The sequence below is a fragment of the Ochrobactrum sp. AP1BH01-1 genome (genome assembly GCF_018066705.1).
In the GTDB taxonomy this organism is placed as follows: Bacteria; Pseudomonadota; Alphaproteobacteria; order Rhizobiales; family Rhizobiaceae; genus Brucella.
Genome location: NZ_JAGPOU010000001.1, coordinates 407,953 through 426,856, shown reverse-complemented (window position 1 = coordinate 426,856; position 18,904 = coordinate 407,953). Strand labels below are relative to the sequence as shown.

The window sequence follows — 18,904 nt, the reverse complement described above, 5'->3', positions numbered from 1 at the left end:
GGCCCCGATCGGGCCTGAATGGGGGCTAAAACCCTCAAGGTCACGCTGTTGCCGCATTTTCAAACCAGTGACGGTCTATCGCTGACTTAAATACAGAACGGGAACTATAGATCAGAGTGTTGAAAGGAACCTGTTGATCATGTCCAGCACGAAGACAATCGCTGCCGCATCTGCCATTGCTGGCGCGTTCGCCCTGCTTGCCTCCGCGACGATGCCTGCATCGGCGCAGCAGCCGCCACAGGGCTGGTTCAAGGTCTGCTCGAAGCAGGAAGATAACGATATCTGCAACACGCAGAACATCGTCACCGCGGATTCCGGCCAGCTCCTGACCGCCGTCAACCTCATCGAGATCAAGGGCAAGATCAACCGCAAGATCTTTCAGGTGACCGTTCCTATCGGCCGTCTGATTCCTGCCGGTGTCGGCCTGCAGATCGACAACAACAAGCCGGTCAAGCTTGAATACGGCATCTGCTTCCCGGATCGCTGCATCGCCGAAGCTCCGCTGACCGACGATCTCATCAATGCGCTCAAGAAGGGCGGCAAGCTGACCCTGACTTCGGTCAACTATCAGAACAAGCCGAACCCGATTCCGGTTGCTCTCACCGGCTTCTCCGGCGCTCTGACCGGCCCGGCCCTCAAGCAGTCGGAACTGGAAGAACGCCAGAAGGAACTTCAGGACGCCGTCCAGAAGAAGCAGAAAGACTTTGAAGCCAAGATGAAGGCTGAACAGGACAAGGCAAAGGGCGCGGCCAACTAAGCTGCAGTCCGGTCTGTCATGACAAAGGGGCGCTTCGAGCGCCCCTTTTATTTTAAGGCGTCACTTTAAAACAGAACTCTATCTCAATTCGAATGCTGGGCTTTCACGCGATAGGAGCCGTTGTCCAGCCGGTCGAACATTTCTTCAATCTGCGGATGACGCAGGGGCTCACCGCTCAGATCCGGCACGAGGTTCTGTTCCGACACGTAGGCGACATATTCGGATTCCGCGTTCTCAGCGAGCAGATGATAAAAGGGTTGATCGCGGTGCGGACGCGCTTCCTCGGGAATGGATTCATACCATTCTTCCGTATTCGCGAATTCCGGATCTACGTCGAAGATGACCCCACGGAAGGGGAACAGCCGGTGCTTGACGACCTGACCGATCTGAAATTTCGCGTGCTTTATCTGTGTCATACCCATGCAACATTATTTAGTTCACTGCGCGACAAATTAAAGTCGGCGGGAACCGGCAATTCTGTCAGTTTGATGTCTCTGGTGATCCGAAAATCAGCTTAGCTGGAACGTTTTCCGTCGCCTCTGTGCGGAAGGCTCGGCAGTTTCGGAAGAAGATGCGAGAAACCGCTGCCGGGACGAAGCCCTTCACGCATGAAGAATGCGCGCAGCGGCGCGAAAGAGCGAAGCATTTCCAACCCCACGCCGCGCACGATCTGCGCCGGAAGCATGCCGGACAGGAGCGACCGATTGAGCGCATCGACGGAGCCGGTGCGGGCCAGAATATCCGGGCGTCTCGCACGGTCATAGGAACGCATGACACGATCCGAACCGGGATCGACCGGATCGTTTTCTATGGCCTTGACCAGCATTTCGACATCGCGTGAGCCCAGATTGAGGCCCTGTGCGCCAATCGGCGGAAAAACGTGCGCGGCTTCGCCGATAAGGATCGTGCGTCTGGCTGCAAAGGCATGAGGCACGAGGCCGGAAAGTGGCCAGGCCTGCGGCTTGATTTCGAGCTCGATCTTGCCAAGCATGGACTGCATCATGTCCTCGATACGCTTCGCGAGCGTGGTGTCCTCAAGCGCAAGAAGCGCTTCGGCGCGACCGGGATTGACCACCCAGACAAGGCTCGAGCGTTTGCCTTTGAGGGGAACCTGGGTGAAAGGGCCTTCCTCGGTGTGGAACTCCGTCGAAATGTTCTCATGATCGACAGTGTGCGAAAAGGAAAGCACGACGGCGGTCTGCGGATAACTCCAGCGGCGTGTGCGAATGCCGGCCGCTTCGCGAGCCATCGAATTGCGTCCATCGGCTGCAACGACCAGCCGTGTATGCAGCGTGTCGCCGCCTGACAGGGTGACGGTCACGTGGTCGCCATTGTGACGATATTCGATAACAGGTGCATTGATACGCTGGATGTTCGGATTTCGTGCAACGGCTTCGGAGAGCTTCTCGTTCAAAACGGCGTTGGGGATGTTGTAGCCGAACGCGGCCTCGTCGATTTCACCGGCCCGGAAAGTCACGACAGGGCTTCTCACAAGTCGTCGTGTCGCGTCGACAATGCGCATGGAGGCGAGGGCGGCGGCTTCCGGCTCGATATCGGGCCAGACGCCCAGTTCCTCCAGCAACCTGATGGCCGGCATCATGAGCGCGGTGGTGCGACGATCCCCCTTGTCGGTCTCAGGTCCCAGCAACACGGTGCGATAGCCTTTCGCGCCAAGTGCCAGCGCGGCCATCATCCCGGCAGGCCCGCTACCGCTGATGACAATGTCGGTGAGTGGCTTGTTCACAACAAGATCGTTCATCGTATTTCATCCCCGGCCCGACATTGCGGGCCTCGTGCATCGTCTGATGATTCCAGCCGCACTTAAACCGAAATACAGCCAAAAGGCCATTCTTCCGTGGGATTATGGCGGATTTGCCTCACGCCTTACTTGCTCTTTTGCGCTTATTCAGGGAAAGCTGCTGCAGGATCATGGCTTTTTCCCGAGGGACAAACGTTTCGATGATCATAAGTTTTGGGGATGTCAGTTTGTGTGGTGTACGCGTTCCCCGATAGATTAGATATGCTCGCCGCCTCGGGGATTGTCTTGGGCGGGATAAGCGCGGCGACAAACTGAAATGGCGGACGGCGTGAAAACCAAACTGACCGGAAAACTCAAAGCCAAGAAAGTCACCGCGCCGCAAGCCAAGGCGTTTTCGGTACATCTTCTGACGGCATCGGGTTCGTTTCTGGCATTCCTTTCCATCGTGGCGGCCAGCGACGGGCGCTACACGGCGATGTGGTGGTGGCTGGGGCTGGCGCTTTTCGTCGATGGCATCGACGGTCCTATCGCGCGCAAGCTCGAGGTCAAATACGTTCTTCCGAATTGGTCTGGCGAGCTTCTCGACAACATCATCGATTACGTCACCTATGTTCTGATACCGGCTTTCGCGCTCTATCAAAGCGGGTTCATGGGAACCTATCTGTCGTTCATATCCGGCGCAATCATCGTGGTTTCGAGCGCAATCTATTATGCCGACACGGGCATGAAGACGAAGGAAAACTTCTTCAAGGGCTTTCCGGTCGTCTGGAACATGGTTGTCTTTACGCTCTTCATCGTCAGGCCGGGCGAGTGGGTGGCATTCGCAACGGTCGTCGTATCGGCAATCCTGTCGTTTCTGCCGATCAACTTCCTGCATCCGGTGCGGGTCGTCCGCTTGCGTCCGCTCAATCTGACCGTTTTCCTGCTCTGGTGTGCCTTTGGCGCTGCTGCGCTCTATTATACTCTGGACGCCCCGTTGTGGGTCCGCGTCGGCATTTCCGTGACGGGGCTTTACATCTATTTCATCGGGGCGATCATGCAGCTTTTCCCGAGCCTGGGGCGTGAAGCCGCGCTTGCCAAGGCTCGAAGGGTTGTCGAAAAGAAGCAGAAGAGCGGAGAAGCACCATGATCAATGCCATTCGCGTCCATCAGACCGGTGGTCCGGAAGTCATGAAGTATGAACAGATCAAGATCGGCGAACCCGGTCCGGGCGAGGCGAAGGTGCGGCACGAAGCCGTCGGTCTCAACTTCATCGATGTCTATTTCCGCACGGGGCTTTACAAGGCCGCCCAGATGCCGTTCACGCCTGGAAACGAAGGCGCGGGCACGGTCGTGGCGGTTGGTCCGGGCGTGGCTGATGTTCGCGTCGGCGATCGCGTTGCCTATGTGGCAACACCGGGCTCCTATGCAGACGAGCGCATTTTGCCGGCCGACCGGCTGGTCAAGGTTCCGGATAATGTCGACCTGAAGACTGCCGCCTCCATGATGCTGAAAGGTATGACGGCGCAATATCTTCTGCGGCGCACATTCAGGGTCGAGCCGGGGCAGACGATCCTTTTTCATGCCGCTGCCGGCGGCGTTGGGCTGATTGCAGGGCAGTGGGCGAAACACCTTGGCGCCACCGTCATCGGTACGGCGGGATCGGAGGAAAAGATCGCGCTGGCCAAAAAGCACGGCTATGACCACGTCATCAATTACCGCACCGAAAACTTCGCCGAAAAGGTGAAGGAGCTGACGGGTGGAGCGGGCGTAGACGTGGTCTATGATTCCGTTGGCCGCGATACCTATATGGGTTCGCTGGATGTGTTGAAGCCGCTCGGCATGTTTGCCTGTTTCGGCCAGTCGTCCGGTGTCATTCCGCCGTTCGATCTGGGCATTCTGGCGCAGAAGGGGTCGCTTTTCGCCACGCGTCCGACCTTGTTCAATTACATCGCCAAGCGAACGGACCTGGAAAAGACCGCCGCCGAGCTTTTTGATGTGGTCGGAAGCGGTGCCGTCAAGATCGAGATCAACCAGACCTATGCGCTCAAGGATGCAGGCAAGGCGCATGAGGATCTGGAAGCCCGCAAGACGACCGGGACGACCATTCTGCTACCCTGAACTGATTGATGATTGCAGCGGTGTGCATATGTCCACCGCTGCTTGCTTTTGGGCTTTTCAAGAGCAGACTGGCTGGCTAAGGTCATTCAAAAATACAAACGGGGAACAATGACAGCGCCTTTAACCGACCGGCCTCTTCTGGATGTCCGCCGGCTCACGAAAGTATTTGGTCAGCTGCGGGCCTGTGATGGTGTCGACCTCACCATCGGGCAAGGTGAGATTCACGCGCTTCTGGGTGAAAACGGCGCCGGAAAGTCCACCCTGGTCAAAATGCTGTTCGGCGCGCTGCAACCCCTTGAAGGCGAAATTTCCTGGAAGGGGAAGCCTGTCGCGATAGACGAACCCGCTGCCGCAAGAAAACTCGGCATTGGCATGGTTTTCCAGCATTTTTCGCTGTTTGATTCACTTACCGCTGCTGAAAACATCGCCTTGTCGCTGGACCGTTCGCTTTCGCTTTCAGAGGTTGCAAAACGCGCGCGTGAGGTTGGCAAGACCTATGGCCTTCCTGTGGACCCGCAGGCTCATGTCGGCGATCTGTCCGTTGGCGAGCGCCAGCGTATCGAGATTGTGCGCTGTCTCCTACAGGAACCCGATCTCATCATCCTCGATGAGCCGACATCGGTGCTGACGCCGCAGGAAGCCGACAAGCTGTTTGAAACGCTGGAGCGCCTGAAAGCCGAAGGCAAGTCCATCCTCTACATCAGCCATCGTCTCGAGGAGGTTAAGCGCCTGTGTGACCGCGCGACCGTGTTGCGGCATGGGAAGGTCGTCGCCCATTGCGATCCACGCAAGGAAACCGCCGCATCGCTTGCCCGCATGATGGTTGGTAATGATATCAATGTCGTGGCGCGCACTCCCGTTGCGACGGCAAATGTCGGCAGCAATGCTCTTTTTGAAATCAGCTCTTTGTCACAGCCGCCACGCGGACCATTTTCGACGGCATTGAAGGATATTTCTCTATCGGTTGCCGCTGGCGAGGTCGTTGGTATCGCGGGCGTTGCGGGCAACGGGCAGGGTGAATTTTTTGAAGCCGTTTCCGGTGAGGTGTTGCAGTCCAACGCCTCGAATGTGCGTATTCGCGGAAAGGATGCAGGCAAGGCCGGCATCAGCGAGAGACGCATGATGGGGGCGGCCTTCGTTCCGGAAGAACGGCTTGGTCATGGTGCCGTGCCGACGATGACGTTGACCGACAATCTGCTCTTGTCCCGATACAGGACCGATGCAAAGGTGTTCCAGCGCGGCGGCAAGCTCAAGTTGATCACGGAAAGCGCGCTTCGCTCGGCTGCAAAACGCATCATCGAACGCATGGATGTGCGCAAGAGCGCCGAAAACCCACCTGCTTCAGCACTTTCTGGCGGAAATCTGCAGAAATTCATCATCGGGCGCGAGCTTGACCGTTCACCGTCTGTCATGGTGGTGAACCAGCCGACATGGGGCGTCGATGCCGGTGCCGCGGCGCATATCCGGCAGGCGCTTGTCGATCTTGCGCGCTCAGGTTCTGCAGTTCTCGTCATCAGCCAGGACCTTGATGAACTTCTCGAAATCAGCGACCGCATTGCCGTCATGAACCATGGCCAGCTTTCCGACCCCATGCCGATTGCCGATGTGACGCTGGAAAAGATCGGGCTTCTCATGGGCGGTATTTCCGGAGAGGCTGCGTGATGCGGATCGAACTCGTCAAACGCCAGCAGCCGTCGAAACTTTTCAGTGCGCTATCGCCATTGCTTGCGCTGTCGCTGACGCTGATTTTCGGCGGGCTTGCTTTCGCGCTGATGGGCAAGGACCCGCTGCATGCGCTTTACGTCTTCTTTGTCGAGCCTTTGCTCGACATCTGGTCATGGCATGAATTGCTCGTGAAAGCCGCACCGCTGATCCTGATCGCGGTCGGCCTCTGCGTCTGTTTCCTGTCCAACAACTGGAATATCGGTGCCGAGGGGCAGTTCATCGCAGGTGCTATAGCAGGATCGATCCTGCCCGTCATGTTCCCCGATCTGCAGTCATGGGTGGTTCTGCCCTTGATGATGCTGATGGGCATGGCAGGCGGGATGGCTTACGCATCCATTCCCGCTTTGCTGAAAGTGCGCTTCAACACCAATGAAATTCTGACGAGCCTCATGCTTGTCTATGTCGCGCAGCTATTTCTCGATTGGCTTGTGCGCGGGCCGTGGCGAAACCCGGAAGGCTATAATTTCCCCGAAACCCGCCAGTTCAACGATAGCGCCATTTTGCCGGAAATCTGGAGCGCGTCCGGCCGCGCGCATTGGGGCTTCATCTTTGCGCTTGTCGCGGCGCTTGTCGTCTGGTTTCTGCTCAAGCACACGCTGAAAGGTTTTGAGGTCAAGGTTATAGGCCAAAGCCCGAGAGCAGGGCGCTTTGCAGGGTTCAGTGCGGGCAAGATGGTGTTCTTCGTCTTTGCGGTTTCGGGTGCTCTTGCCGGTCTTGCTGGCATTGCTGAAACTTCCGGCGCTATCGGCCAGCTTCGTCCGGTCATATCTCCGGGTTACGGTTTTACGGCGATCATCGTCGCATTTCTGGGGCGTCTCAATCCGCTCGGAGCTATAGCGGCCGGTCTGGTGCTGGCGCTTTCCTATCTTGGCGGCGAAGCGGCACAGGTTTCCATCGGTATCTCGGAAAAGTCCGCGCGTGTGTTCCAGGGCATGATCCTGTTCTTCGTTCTCGCTTGCGATACGCTCATCCTCTATCGCATTCGCTTCATATCCGCAGCCCGAGCGGGAAAGGCCTGATCCCATGGATTTGACACAGGCTATTCTCCTCACGATTGCAACCGCAGCAACGCCGCTCCTGATCGCAGCGATCGGAGAACTGGTGGTGGAGCGCTCCGGCGTGCTCAACCTCGGTGTCGAAGGCATGATGCTGATGGGAGCGGTTTCAGGTTTCGCCATCGCGCAGATGACCGGTTCGGCATGGCTGGGCTTGTTTGCCGCCGTTCTGGTGGGCGCTCTCTTTTCCGCCGTCTTCGGCTTCCTGACGCTCATACTCGTCACCAATCAGGTGGCAACCGGCCTCGCGCTCACCATTCTGGGCGTTGGCGCGTCGGCTCTGCTTGGCGAAAGTTTTGTCGGACTTCCGGGCGTTCGGCTGGAGGCCATTCATATTCCCTATCTGACCGATCTACCGCTCGTCGGGCGGTTCATCTTCGGTCAGGACCCGATCTTCTATATGTCCATCCTGCTGGTTATCGGCGTGGCGTGGTTTCTGTTTCGCACGCGCGCCGGGCTTACATTGCGCGCCATCGGCGACAGTCATGGCTCGGCCCATGCGCTCGGCGTGCATGTGGTGCGCACACGCTATCTGGCCGTGCTGTTCGGCGGTGCCTGTGCCGGACTTGCCGGCGCCCAATTGTCCCTCGTCTATGTGCCGCAATGGGTAGAAAACATGACTGCCGGTCGCGGCTGGATCGCGCTTGCCCTCGTGGTATTCGCTTCTTGGCGGCCGTGGCGGGTACTGATCGGCGCTTATCTCTTCGGCGCGGTGACCATCGGCCAACTCCACGCGCAGGCGCTCGGCTTTGGCCTGCCGTCGCAGTTTCTGTCTGCGCTGCCTTATCTTGCGACGATTGTGGTGCTGGTCATCATCTCGCGCAACAAACGCCTGACGATGATGAATACGCCGGCTTCGCTCGGCAAGCCGTTTGTGCCGGACAGGTAAAGCGAACGGCTGAGGGGTAAACGAAGATCACTCCCAAGGATTTTCGTTTCGGTTAGTGGGTAAAAAACAAGGAGTGCAGGGAACATGAAAAAGACGCTTATGGCGATTGCCACCGCGGCGAGCTTTATGCTCGGCGGCGCGGCGCATGCAGAAGAAAAACTGAAGGTCGGCTTCATCTATATCGGACCTCCGGGCGATTTCGGCTGGACCTATCAGCACGATCAGGCCCGCAAGGAGCTTATCGAAGCGCTCGGCGACAAGATCGAAACCACCTTCCTGGAAAACGTGCCGGAAGGTGCGGATGCCGAACGTTCGATCGAACGTCTGGCGCGTGCAGGCAACAAGCTGATCTTTACGACGTCGTTCGGTTACATGGACCCGACGCTGAAGGTCGCCAAGAAGTTCCCGGATGTGAAGTTCGAGCACGCGACCGGCTACAAGACCGCCGACAACATGTCCGCCTACAATGCGCGCTTCTATGAAGGCCGTTATGTGCAGGGCGTGATCGCCGCCAAGATGTCCACCAAGGGTGTCGCCGGTTACATTGCTTCCGTACCGGTGCCGGAAGTCGTGCAGGGCATCAATGCATTCATGCTCGGCGCGCAGTCCATCAATCCGGATTTCAAGGTTAAGGTGATCTGGGCCAATTCCTGGTTCGATCCGGGCAAGGAAGCTGATGCCGCCAAGGCTCTGATCGATCAGGGCGTGGACATCATCACCCAGCACACCGATTCCACCGCTGCCATTCAGGTTGCGCATGATCGCGGTATCAAGGCGTTTGGTCAGGCTTCTGACATGATCAAGTTCGCGCCCGACACGCAGCTTACCGCCGTCGTGGACGAATGGGGGCCGTACTATATCGACCGTACCAAGGCCGTTCTCGACGGCAGCTGGAAGAGCCAGAATGTCTGGTGGGGCATGAAGGAAGGCCTCGTCAAGATGGCGCCATACACAAACATGCCGGACGACGTGAAGAAGCTGGCGGAAGAAACCGAAGCCAAGATCAAGTCGGGCGAATTGAAGCCTTTCACCGGCCCGATCAAAAAGCAGGACGGTTCCGTCTGGCTCAAGGAAGGTGAACAGGCTGACGACAAGACCTTGCTCGGCTTGAATTTCTACGTCGCCGGCGTGGACGACAAGCTGCCGCAGTAAGCGTTTCAACACGGAAATTGAAAAGGGCGCCAAAAGCGCCCTTTTTGTTTTCTTACAATTTATTGAGGTCGCATATTAAAGCGATAGCTTAAGTCCTTCGTGACTGTCGGTAAAGCCAAGCGACTGATAGAAGCGCAGTGCGTCGGAGCGCGATTTGTCCGTCGTCAGCTGCACGAGGCCGCAGCCGCGTTCGCGGCATTGCTCGATTGCCCACTCGATCATCCGCCGACCGATCCCGCCGCCGCGAATATGGCTTGCAATCCGCACGCTTTCGATCTGTCCGCGCCACATGCCCATCCGCGAGAGACCGGGTATGAAGCTGATCTGCATGCAGCCGATGATCTCGCTATCCTGTTCCACGACAGCCAGAAGCTGATTGCGGTCGGCGTCGATGGCGGCAAAGGCGTTGCGATAGGAATCCCGCAAGGGGAGGCTCGCATCTTCGCGCTTTGCGCCCAGCGCATCGTCGGCCAGCATGGTGACAATCGCCGCCACGTCAGCCGCGACAGCCTTTCTGATCACTATGGCCGCTTCCGCCGTCATCAGACCGCGATGCCGTGCAGATCGTAAGCGTCGCTCGCTTCGATCTTCACCGTCACAATGTCGCCTACGCGAAGCGGGCGGCGGGACTGAATGTGGACGCTGCCGTCGATTTCAGGAGCATCGTAGCGCGTGCGGCCCTTGCCGATTGTGCCATTTGCTTCATCGATAATGACCGGCAGGCGCTTGCCGACCTTCTTCTTGAGAAGGTTGGTCGAAATCTGCTGCTGCTTGGCCATGAAACGATGCCAGCGCGCTTCCTTGATTTCTTCGGGGACCTGCTCAAGTCCGAGATCATTGGCCTTCGCGCCCTTGACCGGTTCATATTTGAAGCAGCCGGCGCGTTCGATCTTGGCTTCGTCGAGCCAGTCGAGCAGCATCTGGAAGTCTTCTTCCGTTTCACCGGGATAGCCGACGATGAAGGTGGAACGAACGGCCAGATCAGGGCAGGTCTCACGCCATGCCTGAATGCGGCGCGAGGTCTTTTCCTGATGAGCAGGACGGCGCATGTTCTTCAGCACCGCAGGCGAGGCGTGCTGGAAGGGAATATCCAGATAAGGCAGGATCTTGCCTTCGGCCATCAGCGGAATGACTTCATCGACATGCGGGTAGGGGTAGACATAGTGCATGCGCACCCACACACCCATCTCGCCCAGCTCGCGCGAGAGATCAAGGAACTTGGTGCGAACCGCGCGGTCCTGCCACATCGCTTCCTGATACTTGATATCGAGGCCGTAAGCGCTCGTATCCTGCGAGATGACAAGGATTTCCTTCACGCCTGCATTGACCAGCTTTTCCGCTTCACGCAGCACCTGATCGATCGGGCGCGACACCAGGTCACCGCGCAGGGCCGGAATGATGCAGAAGGAACAGCGGTTGGAGCAGCCTTCGGAAATTTTCAGGTAGGCATAATGGCGCGGGGTCAGCTTCACGCCCTGCGGCGGCACCAGATCGACAAACGGGTCGTGCGCAGGAGGGGCTGCTTCATGCACCGCGCTCATCACGCTTTCATAAGCCTGCGGGCCGGTGATGGCGAGCACGTTCGGGTGGCGCTGGCGGATAACTTCGGGCTCTGCGCCCAGGCAGCCGGTCACAATCACCTTGCCGTTTTCATTGAGGGCAAGGCCGATGGCATCCAGCGATTCATCGCGCGCGGAATCGAGAAAGCCGCAGGTATTGACGATCACCAGATCGGCACCGTCGTGCTTGCGGGAGATTTCATAGCCTTCGGAGCGAAGGCTGGTGATGATGCGTTCGGAGTCGACAAGCGCCTTCGGGCAGCCAAGAGAAACGAAACTGACGCGCGGTGCGCTCATTGGGGAAACCTTGCAAATATCGGAAATTGCGCGCGCAATATCACGATAAAGGGGCAACGGTAAAGTTGAGATGACAAAAAAAGCCGGAGCGCAGGGCTCCGGCTTCCAATTGCAAAGCGGGGGTCGGCTTACTCAGCCTGATCGGCTGGCGCCGCGTTGAGCTGGCCGTAACGCTCTTCACCGATCTTGGCGAGGAGGTCGAGCTGGGTTTCGAGGAAATCGATATGACCTTCCTCGTCAGCCAGAAGCTCATCGAAAAGCTGCTTTGAAACGTAGTCTCCCAGTTCGTCGCAGATTTCGCGGGATTTCTTGTACGAAGCGCGGGCGTCGTATTCACCTGCAAGATCGGCTTCCAGAACTTCCTTGACGTTCTGGCCGATGCGCAGCGGAGCAACGGTCTGCAGATTCGGATGACCTTCGAGGAAGATAATGCGGTCAATCAGCTTGTCAGCGTGATGCATTTCTTCAATCGACTCTTCACGTTCCTTCTTGGCAAGACGCGTGAAGCCCCAGTCGTTGAGGAGGCGGTAGTGCAGCCAATACTGGTTTACAGCGCCAAGCTCGAGGAAAAGTGCCTCGTTAAGCCGCTCGATGACCTTTGGTTCGCCTTTCATTCCATGAACTCCCGAATTTGTCGCGTAGAGAACGTACACGATCCATGAACTGGACCACGTTTTCGTCCATTTGGTTATGACGAAGATGATACTCTTCAGTCACCCTTATGATCGTTTCCACGACGTTTGGGAAGCAGCCGCAGCAACGGCCGCGCTTGGACATGATGTTATAGACGGTGCCAGGAACAATAAGTTGCCAGCAATCCTGATCGAGAAGCTCGATAACGACGGCTTCGATGTCCTTATCGGTAATAACGTTGCAGCTACACACTAGCATGAGGAACTATCTCCCATGCCAGAATAGCAGAAATCAGATGCGGGAAGCATCAAAAGGAGAGACTTTACCGGCTCACTCTGAACTTCAACTGTGTGGCTGCGCAGAAAAACTGACAGCTTTATTTCACTCGTGGCGCAAGGCCGAACTGAACCGGTCAATGGTTCCTCCAACTGCAAGGGTTAAAGGCCCGAACATTAAAGGCATTACTTAAGTAGGTTATAAAACCCACCTATTTATGTCAGGTTATGGGCGCGAGAGCTCCGTTCTGTCAATTTTTATGTTTTTGAAATGTTCTAAAAATCAATAACTTGGAATCATTCTAAATATGAGTTAACCACCCATCTTTAAAAGATAATTGGCGTTTGGCGGTGACAATGACGGCGCTGAAATGGCGCCGCCGGGACGTTATGCGCTATTTCGCCGCACCTCTGTGGATAGGCGGATGCTCATGCATCAGGAACCCAGAACGGCGCTGAACCCTTCAAACTGCGGAGGGCCGAGATAGAGCGGCTTGTTTTCCCCGGCGTTGCGATGTGCATCGCGGAACTGTTCTGATTTGGTCCAGGCCACGAAATCATCGCGATCGCGCCAGACGGTGTGCGAAGCATAAAGCGTGTAGCCTTCCTCTTCGTTGGTCGCCCCGCGAAGCAGGTGAAAGCTTTCGAAGCCGGGGAGCTCCGACAATCTGGAGTCACGGTTTTTCCAGACGGTCTCGAAATCGGCCTCGCTGCCGACGCGAACCTTGAAGCGATTCATGGCTATGAACATTGCTGATCCTTTTCCATCAGGTTTGGGACTGGCTATAGCGCATCCCGGAAAGTGCGAAGTGGAATGCTCTAACTATATAAGTTCCGGCGAGTGCAGCGGTAGGGGCTGCACTCGCCGCGTCACATCTCGGGATCAGAAGGCCGCCGCGGTCAGGTTGGTCGGCCTTAGCAGATGTGACGATCCTGAACGAGAGGCGAGAACGCCTCCCGAAGTTTTAGAACTGGAACTGGGTCGAGACGAGGAACGTGCGTCCGCGACCGGAGCCATAAGTGCTGAGGGCAGGCGTATATTCCTTGTCGGCAATGTTGAGTACCTGAAGCGAAAGATCGACCGTATCGGTGAACTTGTACTTCGCGAAGACGTCAACCAGGGTGTAGGGGTCGGTATCGTTCCCGCTGATGGTCCGTCCGCTTGAAACGTGCTGGACCCGCAGGCCGCTTTCGAGCTTGCGCTCGAAGAAGCGCGCACCGGCAGTAACCGTTACGACATCTTCAGGCAGATACTGGTTTGCACCCATTCCGGCTGTCTGTTCGGGCAGTTCGGAGGTGGAGTGCGTATAAGCAATGCCGCCGAACGCGAAGCCAGCATCATAGCGCGCGTCAAGCTCGAAGCCTTTGACTGTCGAGGTGCCGTCGACATTGATGAACTGGCTGTAGTCGGATGCAGCCGTGATGTAGTCCTCGACGCGCATTGTGTAATAATTCGCCTTCAGGCGCAGACCATCTTCGGCGGTCAGAATGCCATCTCGGGCGATATTGACGCCGAATTCCCAGCCGCGCTGCTTTTCAGGGCGAAGATTGGGGTTGCCATGCATCATCCCTGTTCCGGCATGCGCTATGCCACCAAGGAATGTTTCCTGCAGGCTCGGCGAACGCATGGAATGCGCATAGGTGATATAAGGCTGCAACCAGTCGGTCAGGTTATAGGCAACGGTGACCTTGGGACTGAACTCGCTGTCGCTGTTCGAGATCGAGCTGTCTTCGCTTTCGAGCTTGAAGTAGTCATAGCGAAGGCCGGTAACGACTTGCAGGGCCTGATACTTCCAGGTCGCTTCCGAAAACACCGCGCCGCGATTGGAGTTGGCGTCCGTCGGGTTGACACCCGTCGAGGTGCCGCCCGCATTGTCGTGATTGATTTCAAAGCCGTTTTTCCACGCGACCGCCACGTCACCAAAGGTAAACCGCGACGTGTTCGAGGCGGTCATGCCGGTGGTTTCGGTCGAGACCTGCCGTCCCACGAAACTGCCGTTACCATCCACCCAGTTCTGCAATGTGCTGTTGTGGTAGAGGTTGACGTCGATGCCGATGAGATCGTTGTCGGACGGGTTATAGTTATACTGCGCGAAGAACGTGCGGTTCTGCAGGAACATGTCGTAGATCGTATAGGTTCCCGGACGGTAGCCGTTCGCATATGTTCCGTAGTGGTTGTTGTAGAGAACCCCGCCAAGCGTCAGCTTCTGGTCTTCGCCGAGGCCGAATTCAGCCTTGAACAGGCCGGAAGTTAGTTCTTCGCCGGTCTTCTCGACAGTCACGCCGTCGCCGTTCTTGTAGTCGTTGGAATCGTGACGGCTGATGGCCGCGACAAGCCCGATGGAATTGACGCGAGCCGCACCTGCCAGCATTTCGGAGAAACCGGTTCCATTGCTGCCCCAGGAGGCACGGCCGAGAACGCCCTTGTCCTTGCCGTCGAGAATGACATCGTCCACGCCAAGCGTGCGGAAATTCACACTGCCTGCAAGCGCAGTACCGCCTTCGGTCGTTACAGCGCCGCGCGCCACATCGATTTCCGACAGCAGATTGGGGTCGATATAGGCATAGCCCTGCGCATCATGCGCGGTGTTGCGATAGTTTTGCGGTACGCCGTCGATCATCATGTTGACGCGACCGGAGCCTTCAAAACCCCGGATATTGACCGCGACGCCCGGATTGGAGGCATTTTGAAGCGTGAACACGCCTGCCGTGCCGCGCAGCACGTCGTCAAGTTTCGCGCCGCCAAAACGATTGATTTCTTCGCGATCGACCTTGCCGACAGGTGCCGTAACGGAGGTCGGCGCCTGCGCGTCGGTCGCCCGGCGAATGGTGATCGTCTTCAGCGCGACGCCTGCTTCCTCTTCAGAGGCTTTCTGTTCCTGCGCAAATGCTTGTGACGCCATCGCCACCAGAATGACGGCAAGCCCTGTGCTCGCCAGAATTGACCGTTTGTGAACCCCACCAGTCGCCCGCATTTCCTATTTTCCTTCATGAGCCAGACGCGCTTCGTCAGCCCGGCGGGCGACGAAGAAATCCAAAAATTCAATTACTTATGACTTCCCCCACAAGAGAAGGCCGCGTGCTGGCTGGGAAGATGGCTTCTTCCGGGCTTGCGCTGAAAAAGCGAGATTTAAACTTGACTCGTTTAATCCAGTAATGCAGTGATTAATAAACATGACCATTGATGTCAACAAAACAAATTTGCTGTCATCACCGTGTGGAAAGTCGATGCTGAGGCGAGAAAATGAACAGGCGAATCCATATCGACATGCAGGTGCGGTTACCGCGCGGACCCGTTTCCGAAAGAACTGCAAATCGCATTCCTGAAAGCCAGCTCAGAGGCGATTCAAACGGATCTGTCCCGGCTCAGATAAAACCCTGCTTCGGCAAGAGCGCGCTTGAGCCGCAACTGAAAACCTATGGCAGCCGCGAACTGTTCGACGGCTCCCGGGAAGTGGGCATAGAGCACGGCGGCTCGCTCTATCGCCTGAAGATCACCCGCCAAGGCAAGCTCATCCTAAACAAGTAGGCAACCATCAGATGACGATCCATACCAAGTCCTCCCCAGAGGAGATTCTCAAGGCACGGGCTGATAATCCGAAAATGCGCGAACGCGATTTTGCGCAGAGCCTCGATATATCAGAAGCCGATTTTGTAGCAGCGCATTGCGGACAGCCCGAGACCGTGTCGATTTCGGCGCGGCGTATTCGCGTCGACGTTGAAACGCTGTTGAACCGCATTGGAGCTGTCGGTGAAATCATGGCGCTGACGCGCAATGAAAGCGTGGTCCATGAAAAGATCGGTCCCTTCGAAAAGACGATTTGGGGGCCGCACGCCTCGCTGGCGCTCGGCAAGGAAATCGATCTTCGCATTTTCCCGAAACATTGGGTTCACGGTTTCGCCGTTGCCAAGCAGGATGGTGAAGCAACGCGTCGCAGCCTGCAGTTCTTCGACTCCACGGGCGAGGCAGTCTTCAAGATTCATCTGCGCCCGGCATCCGACGTTGAAGCCTATGAGGCGCTTGTCGCCGATTTGCTGCTGGACGATCAGTCACCTTCCATCGAGACCAGCGCTCTTGCGCCAAAGGGACCAAAGGCGGACATATCGCTTCTCGATCTCGACGCATTCCGCGAGCGTTGGGGTGCTCTTACCGACGTGCATCAGTTTGTCGGCTTGCTGAAGGATTTTGGCGTGGACCGCCATCAGGCCGTGCATCTTGCCGGTCATGATTTCGCGTGGCAGGTCGATACGTCGTCGGTCGAAGCCATGATGAACCACGCAGTGCAGGAAAAGCTCCCGATCATGTGTTTTGTCGGTAGCCGCGGCTGCATCCAGATCCACACGGGGCCGATCCATGAGATCAAGATGATGGGGCCGTGGCTGAACGTGCTTGACCCGACCTTCCATATGCATCTGCGCCTCGATCACATTGCTGACGTGTGGGTTGTGCGCAAGCCGACGAAGGACGGGCATGTGACCTCGCTCGAAGCTTATGATGCCAGGAGCGAATTGATCGTTCAGTTTTTCGGTGAGCGTCATGAAGGCGAAGCGGAATTGGCCGATTGGCGCATGATCGTGGAAAATCTTCCGCGCCTGCCGCAGTCGTCTGCTGCTTAGGGTGACGGCAATGTCGTTCATTTCCTCGCACTTCAGGTGCGGAGCCGCCCTTGTCGCCCTCGTATTGTCGCTTGCGACCGGTGCTGCGCGCGCCGAGACTGTCGATCGTTTCACCGATACGTCGCGCATCGTCTCCGTCGGCGGATCGCTGACGGAAATAGTTTTCGCCCTCGGCGCGGAAGATATGCTCGCCGGGCGTGACCAGACGAGCGTTTATCCCGATACGGTGAAGAAGCTGCCCGACATAGGATATATGCGCCAGCTCGCGCCCGAAGGCGTGCTTTCGGTCAATCCGACCGGCATTCTGCTCCTGGAGGGCAGCGGTCCGCAGGACACGCTCGATGTCCTGAAAAAAGCGTCCGTGCCGATGATCGTCGTACCGGAAGCCTTCACCGGCGAAAGCGTCGTCAGGAAAATCGAGATCGTGGGCAAGGCTCTCGGTCTGGAAGACAAGGCCGGGACGCTTGCTGCCGAAGTTTCGCGCGATATCGAAACGGCTGAAAAGGCTGCAACTGGCCACAGTTCGCGCAAGCGTGTGCTTTTCGTCCTGTCGGCTCCCGGCGGGCGCATGATGGCATCGGGCACCGGCACCGCGGCGGATGGCATGATCAAGCTTGCTGGTGGCGAAAACGTCATTTCCGAATATCACGGGTATAAGCAGCTCACCGACGAGGCCGTTGAGAAGGCCGCGCCCGACATGATCCTGATCATGGATACAGGCGCGGATGGGATGATGCCGGAAACGCTCATGAAAAACCCGGTTATCGCGGCAACACCGGCGGGTCGTAACGGCAACATCGTTTCGATGGAGGCGTCCTATCTGTTGGGTTTTGGGCCTCGGACCGGCGCTGCCATCCGTGACCTGTCGGCAAAACTCTATGGCGCTCCTGCGGGGCAGTAACAAGGTCGGGCTTGCGCGGTTCAAGCGCGAGCCCGATGCAAGGATTATTGGAAATGACGATCCAGGGTCGCGTGGCGCGCGAACAGCGTTTTGTAGCGCGTCATTCAGCAAACGATACAGATGGTGTGGTGGGTGATCGGGCAGCACGCGCGCGGCTCACCATCCTGCTGCTTGCAGTTGCTCTATGCATGGCAGCATTGTTCAGCCTCACGGCTGGCGCTTCGGATGCATCCGTGCTCTCGGTTCTGCGCACATTGACCTCCGGTGCAGCCGAAGGCGCGGATGCATTTCGCCGCGATCATCTGATTATCATGGAAATCCGTTTGCCGCGTGTCGTCATGGGGATGCTGATAGGAGCGGGGCTCGCTGTTTCCGGTGCGGTGATGCAGGGCCTTTTCCGCAATCCGCTTGCCGATCCTGCGCTTGTCGGTGTGTCTGCCGGTGCAGGACTCGGCGCGGTAGCCATGATCGTTCTCGGCGGCACCGTTCTTGCGCCTGTCATCGCAATTCTCGGCGTCTATGCGCTGCCGCTGGCCGCATTTCTCGGTGGGCTGTGCAGCACTTTTCTGCTCTATCGTGTAGCGACGCGGAGGGGCAGAACCTCTGTTGCGACGATGCTGCTGGCAGGCATTGCACTGGGGGCGCTGGCAGGCGCGGCGACCGGTGGACTTATCTATCTGGCCGACGACCGCCAGCTACGCGACCTGACATTCTGGGGCCTTGGCTCGCTTGCGGGCTCCACCTGGGCGAAAATCGGCGCTGCGGGGCCGGTCATCGCCATTATCCTGATTGTTTCGCCGCTTCTTGCGCGCGGCCTCAATGCGCTGGCTCTTGGAGAAGCTGCCGCTGGCCATCTCGGCATCAAGGTGCAGCGCATCAAGAACATCGCCATCGTCACGGTCGCTGCCGCCACCGGCGCGACGGTCGCGGTAGCTGGCGGGATCGGCTTTATCGGCATCGTTGTGCCGCATATGCTGCGCCTCAGCATAGGCCCGGATCACCGCTATCTCCTGCCGGAATCCGCCTTGCTGGGTGCGACCCTTCTGCTTCTGGCGGACGCCGTGAGCCGCACGATTGTCGCTCCGGCGGAACTGCCGATCGGCATCATCACGGCGCTCTTCGGCGCGCCGTTCTTCCTCTGGATATTGCTGCGCCAGCGCGGTCTGCTTGATCTGTGAGGTTATC

Annotated in this window: 19 protein-coding genes; 11 read left to right on the top strand and 8 right to left on the bottom strand. The window is 57.5% G+C overall.

Going from position 1 to position 18,904, the window contains the following annotated elements:
• Positions 1-139: 139 nt before the first annotated feature.
• Complete coding sequence (locus J9800_RS01925; RefSeq protein ID WP_006471370.1) at positions 140-757, top strand: invasion associated locus B family protein; 618 nt, start codon at positions 140-142, stop codon at positions 755-757.
• Between the two features lie 83 nt (positions 758-840).
• Here the strand turns inward: J9800_RS01925 and hspQ are convergent, their stop codons facing one another.
• Both hspQ and J9800_RS01915 read right to left on the bottom strand, forming a co-directional pair.
• Entirely contained in the window at positions 841-1,179 is a 339-nt protein-coding gene (gene hspQ, locus J9800_RS01920; RefSeq protein WP_006468906.1) for a heat shock protein HspQ, read from the bottom strand.
• A gap of 92 nt (positions 1,180-1,271) precedes the next feature.
• Positions 1,272-2,516 (bottom strand): UbiH/UbiF family hydroxylase, encoded by a 1,245-nt coding sequence (locus J9800_RS01915; RefSeq protein WP_114214918.1) that lies wholly within the window; start codon positions 2,514-2,516, stop codon positions 1,272-1,274.
• A 316-nt stretch (positions 2,517-2,832) separates the two neighbouring features.
• On the opposite strand from J9800_RS01915, the gene pcsA reads away from it, so the two are divergent.
• The 6 genes from pcsA (at position 2,833) to J9800_RS01885 (ending at position 9,437) form a co-directional block, all read left to right on the top strand.
• Complete coding sequence (pcsA, locus tag J9800_RS01910; protein WP_112587658.1) at positions 2,833-3,645, top strand: phosphatidylcholine synthase; 813 nt, start codon at positions 2,833-2,835, stop codon at positions 3,643-3,645.
• A complete protein-coding gene (locus tag J9800_RS01905) occupies positions 3,642-4,616 on the top strand; it encodes a quinone oxidoreductase family protein (protein ID WP_114214919.1) in 975 nt (324 codons plus the stop codon). Before pcsA ends, J9800_RS01905 begins: the two co-directional genes overlap by 4 nt.
• A gap of 108 nt (positions 4,617-4,724) precedes the next feature.
• Positions 4,725-6,278 (top strand): ABC transporter ATP-binding protein, encoded by a 1,554-nt coding sequence (locus J9800_RS01900; RefSeq protein WP_114214920.1) that lies wholly within the window; start codon positions 4,725-4,727, stop codon positions 6,276-6,278.
• Positions 6,278-7,360: an ABC transporter permease gene (locus J9800_RS01895; protein WP_114214921.1), complete on the top strand. Its 1,083-nt coding sequence runs from the start codon at positions 6,278-6,280 to the stop codon at positions 7,358-7,360. Before J9800_RS01900 ends, J9800_RS01895 begins: the two co-directional genes overlap by 1 nt.
• Positions 7,361-7,364: 4 nt before the next feature.
• The gene (locus J9800_RS01890) at positions 7,365-8,285 is read left to right on the top strand and encodes an ABC transporter permease (protein WP_114214922.1); all 921 of its coding nucleotides are present in this window, start codon (positions 7,365-7,367) and stop codon (positions 8,283-8,285) included.
• Positions 8,286-8,369: 84 nt separating this feature from the next.
• A complete protein-coding gene (locus tag J9800_RS01885; RefSeq protein WP_114214923.1) occupies positions 8,370-9,437 on the top strand; it encodes a BMP family ABC transporter substrate-binding protein in 1,068 nt (355 codons plus the stop codon).
• Positions 9,438-9,512: 75 nt separating this feature from the next.
• Here J9800_RS01885 and J9800_RS01880 read toward each other — a convergent pair whose 3' ends face one another.
• From J9800_RS01880 to J9800_RS01855, 6 genes are all read right to left on the bottom strand, one after another.
• A complete protein-coding gene (locus tag J9800_RS01880) occupies positions 9,513-9,980 on the bottom strand; it encodes a GNAT family N-acetyltransferase (RefSeq protein ID WP_114214924.1) in 468 nt (155 codons plus the stop codon).
• Positions 9,980-11,293: a 30S ribosomal protein S12 methylthiotransferase RimO gene (rimO, locus tag J9800_RS01875; protein ID WP_112587672.1), complete on the bottom strand. Its 1,314-nt coding sequence runs from the start codon at positions 11,291-11,293 to the stop codon at positions 9,980-9,982. Before rimO ends, J9800_RS01880 begins: the two co-directional genes overlap by 1 nt.
• Positions 11,294-11,421: 128 nt before the next feature.
• Positions 11,422-11,907: a bacterioferritin gene (gene bfr / locus J9800_RS01870; RefSeq protein ID WP_010658824.1), complete on the bottom strand. Its 486-nt coding sequence runs from the start codon at positions 11,905-11,907 to the stop codon at positions 11,422-11,424.
• Positions 11,873-12,184, bottom strand: a complete 312-nt coding sequence (locus tag J9800_RS01865; protein WP_109986605.1) for a (2Fe-2S)-binding protein — start codon at positions 12,182-12,184, stop codon at positions 11,873-11,875. Before J9800_RS01865 ends, bfr begins: the two co-directional genes overlap by 35 nt.
• 453 nt (positions 12,185-12,637) lie before the next feature.
• Positions 12,638-12,952, bottom strand: a complete 315-nt coding sequence (gene hmuQ, locus J9800_RS01860; protein ID WP_114214925.1) for a heme-degrading protein HmuQ — start codon at positions 12,950-12,952, stop codon at positions 12,638-12,640.
• 214 nt (positions 12,953-13,166) lie between these two features.
• The gene (locus J9800_RS01855) at positions 13,167-15,176 is read right to left on the bottom strand and encodes a TonB-dependent receptor domain-containing protein (RefSeq protein ID WP_114214926.1); all 2,010 of its coding nucleotides are present in this window, start codon (positions 15,174-15,176) and stop codon (positions 13,167-13,169) included.
• A gap of 395 nt (positions 15,177-15,571) precedes the next feature.
• Between J9800_RS01855 and hemP the strand changes: the two genes are divergently transcribed.
• The 4 genes from hemP to J9800_RS01835 are packed head-to-tail and all read left to right on the top strand — an operon-like array spanning position 15,572 to position 18,897.
• Positions 15,572-15,730, top strand: a complete 159-nt coding sequence (gene hemP / locus J9800_RS21995; RefSeq protein ID WP_286167449.1) for a hemin uptake protein HemP — start codon at positions 15,572-15,574, stop codon at positions 15,728-15,730.
• An 11-nt stretch (positions 15,731-15,741) separates the two neighbouring features.
• The gene (locus tag J9800_RS01845) at positions 15,742-16,818 is read left to right on the top strand and encodes a hemin-degrading factor (protein ID WP_114214928.1); all 1,077 of its coding nucleotides are present in this window, start codon (positions 15,742-15,744) and stop codon (positions 16,816-16,818) included.
• A gap of 10 nt (positions 16,819-16,828) precedes the next feature.
• The gene (locus tag J9800_RS01840) at positions 16,829-17,719 is read left to right on the top strand and encodes a heme/hemin ABC transporter substrate-binding protein (protein ID WP_114214929.1); all 891 of its coding nucleotides are present in this window, start codon (positions 16,829-16,831) and stop codon (positions 17,717-17,719) included.
• Positions 17,720-17,772: 53 nt separating this feature from the next.
• Positions 17,773-18,897: a FecCD family ABC transporter permease gene (locus tag J9800_RS01835; RefSeq protein ID WP_114214930.1), complete on the top strand. Its 1,125-nt coding sequence runs from the start codon at positions 17,773-17,775 to the stop codon at positions 18,895-18,897.
• The last annotated feature ends 7 nt before the right edge of the window (positions 18,898-18,904 follow it).

Excerpts from the sequence above, each read along its gene's own strand:
- J9800_RS01890 (WP_114214922.1), top strand. The coding sequence starts at position 7,365 with ATGGATTTGACACAGGCTATTCTCCTCACGATTGCAACCGCAGCAACG.
- bfr (WP_010658824.1), bottom strand. The coding sequence starts at position 11,907 with ATGAAAGGCGAACCAAAGGTCATCGAGCGGCTTAACGAGGCACTTTTC.
- pcsA (WP_112587658.1), top strand. The coding sequence starts at position 2,833 with ATGGCGGACGGCGTGAAAACCAAACTGACCGGAAAACTCAAAGCCAAG.
- J9800_RS01895 (WP_114214921.1), top strand. The coding sequence starts at position 6,278 with ATGCGGATCGAACTCGTCAAACGCCAGCAGCCGTCGAAACTTTTCAGT.
- J9800_RS01915 (WP_114214918.1), bottom strand. The coding sequence starts at position 2,516 with ATGAACGATCTTGTTGTGAACAAGCCACTCACCGACATTGTCATCAGC.
- J9800_RS01900 (WP_114214920.1), top strand. The coding sequence starts at position 4,725 with ATGACAGCGCCTTTAACCGACCGGCCTCTTCTGGATGTCCGCCGGCTC.
- J9800_RS01835 (WP_114214930.1), top strand. The coding sequence starts at position 17,773 with ATGACGATCCAGGGTCGCGTGGCGCGCGAACAGCGTTTTGTAGCGCGT.
- hspQ (WP_006468906.1), bottom strand. The coding sequence starts at position 1,179 with ATGGGTATGACACAGATAAAGCACGCGAAATTTCAGATCGGTCAGGTC.
- hmuQ (WP_114214925.1), bottom strand. The coding sequence starts at position 12,952 with ATGTTCATAGCCATGAATCGCTTCAAGGTTCGCGTCGGCAGCGAGGCC.
- J9800_RS01840 (WP_114214929.1), top strand. The coding sequence starts at position 16,829 with ATGTCGTTCATTTCCTCGCACTTCAGGTGCGGAGCCGCCCTTGTCGCC.
- J9800_RS01880 (WP_114214924.1), bottom strand. The coding sequence starts at position 9,980 with ATGACGGCGGAAGCGGCCATAGTGATCAGAAAGGCTGTCGCGGCTGAC.
- J9800_RS01905 (WP_114214919.1), top strand. The coding sequence starts at position 3,642 with ATGATCAATGCCATTCGCGTCCATCAGACCGGTGGTCCGGAAGTCATG.
- J9800_RS01855 (WP_114214926.1), bottom strand. The coding sequence starts at position 15,176 with ATGCGGGCGACTGGTGGGGTTCACAAACGGTCAATTCTGGCGAGCACA.
- J9800_RS01845 (WP_114214928.1), top strand. The coding sequence starts at position 15,742 with ATGACGATCCATACCAAGTCCTCCCCAGAGGAGATTCTCAAGGCACGG.
- J9800_RS01885 (WP_114214923.1), top strand. The coding sequence starts at position 8,370 with ATGAAAAAGACGCTTATGGCGATTGCCACCGCGGCGAGCTTTATGCTC.
- J9800_RS01925 (WP_006471370.1), top strand. The coding sequence starts at position 140 with ATGTCCAGCACGAAGACAATCGCTGCCGCATCTGCCATTGCTGGCGCG.
- rimO (WP_112587672.1), bottom strand. The coding sequence starts at position 11,293 with ATGAGCGCACCGCGCGTCAGTTTCGTTTCTCTTGGCTGCCCGAAGGCG.
- J9800_RS01865 (WP_109986605.1), bottom strand. The coding sequence starts at position 12,184 with ATGCTAGTGTGTAGCTGCAACGTTATTACCGATAAGGACATCGAAGCC.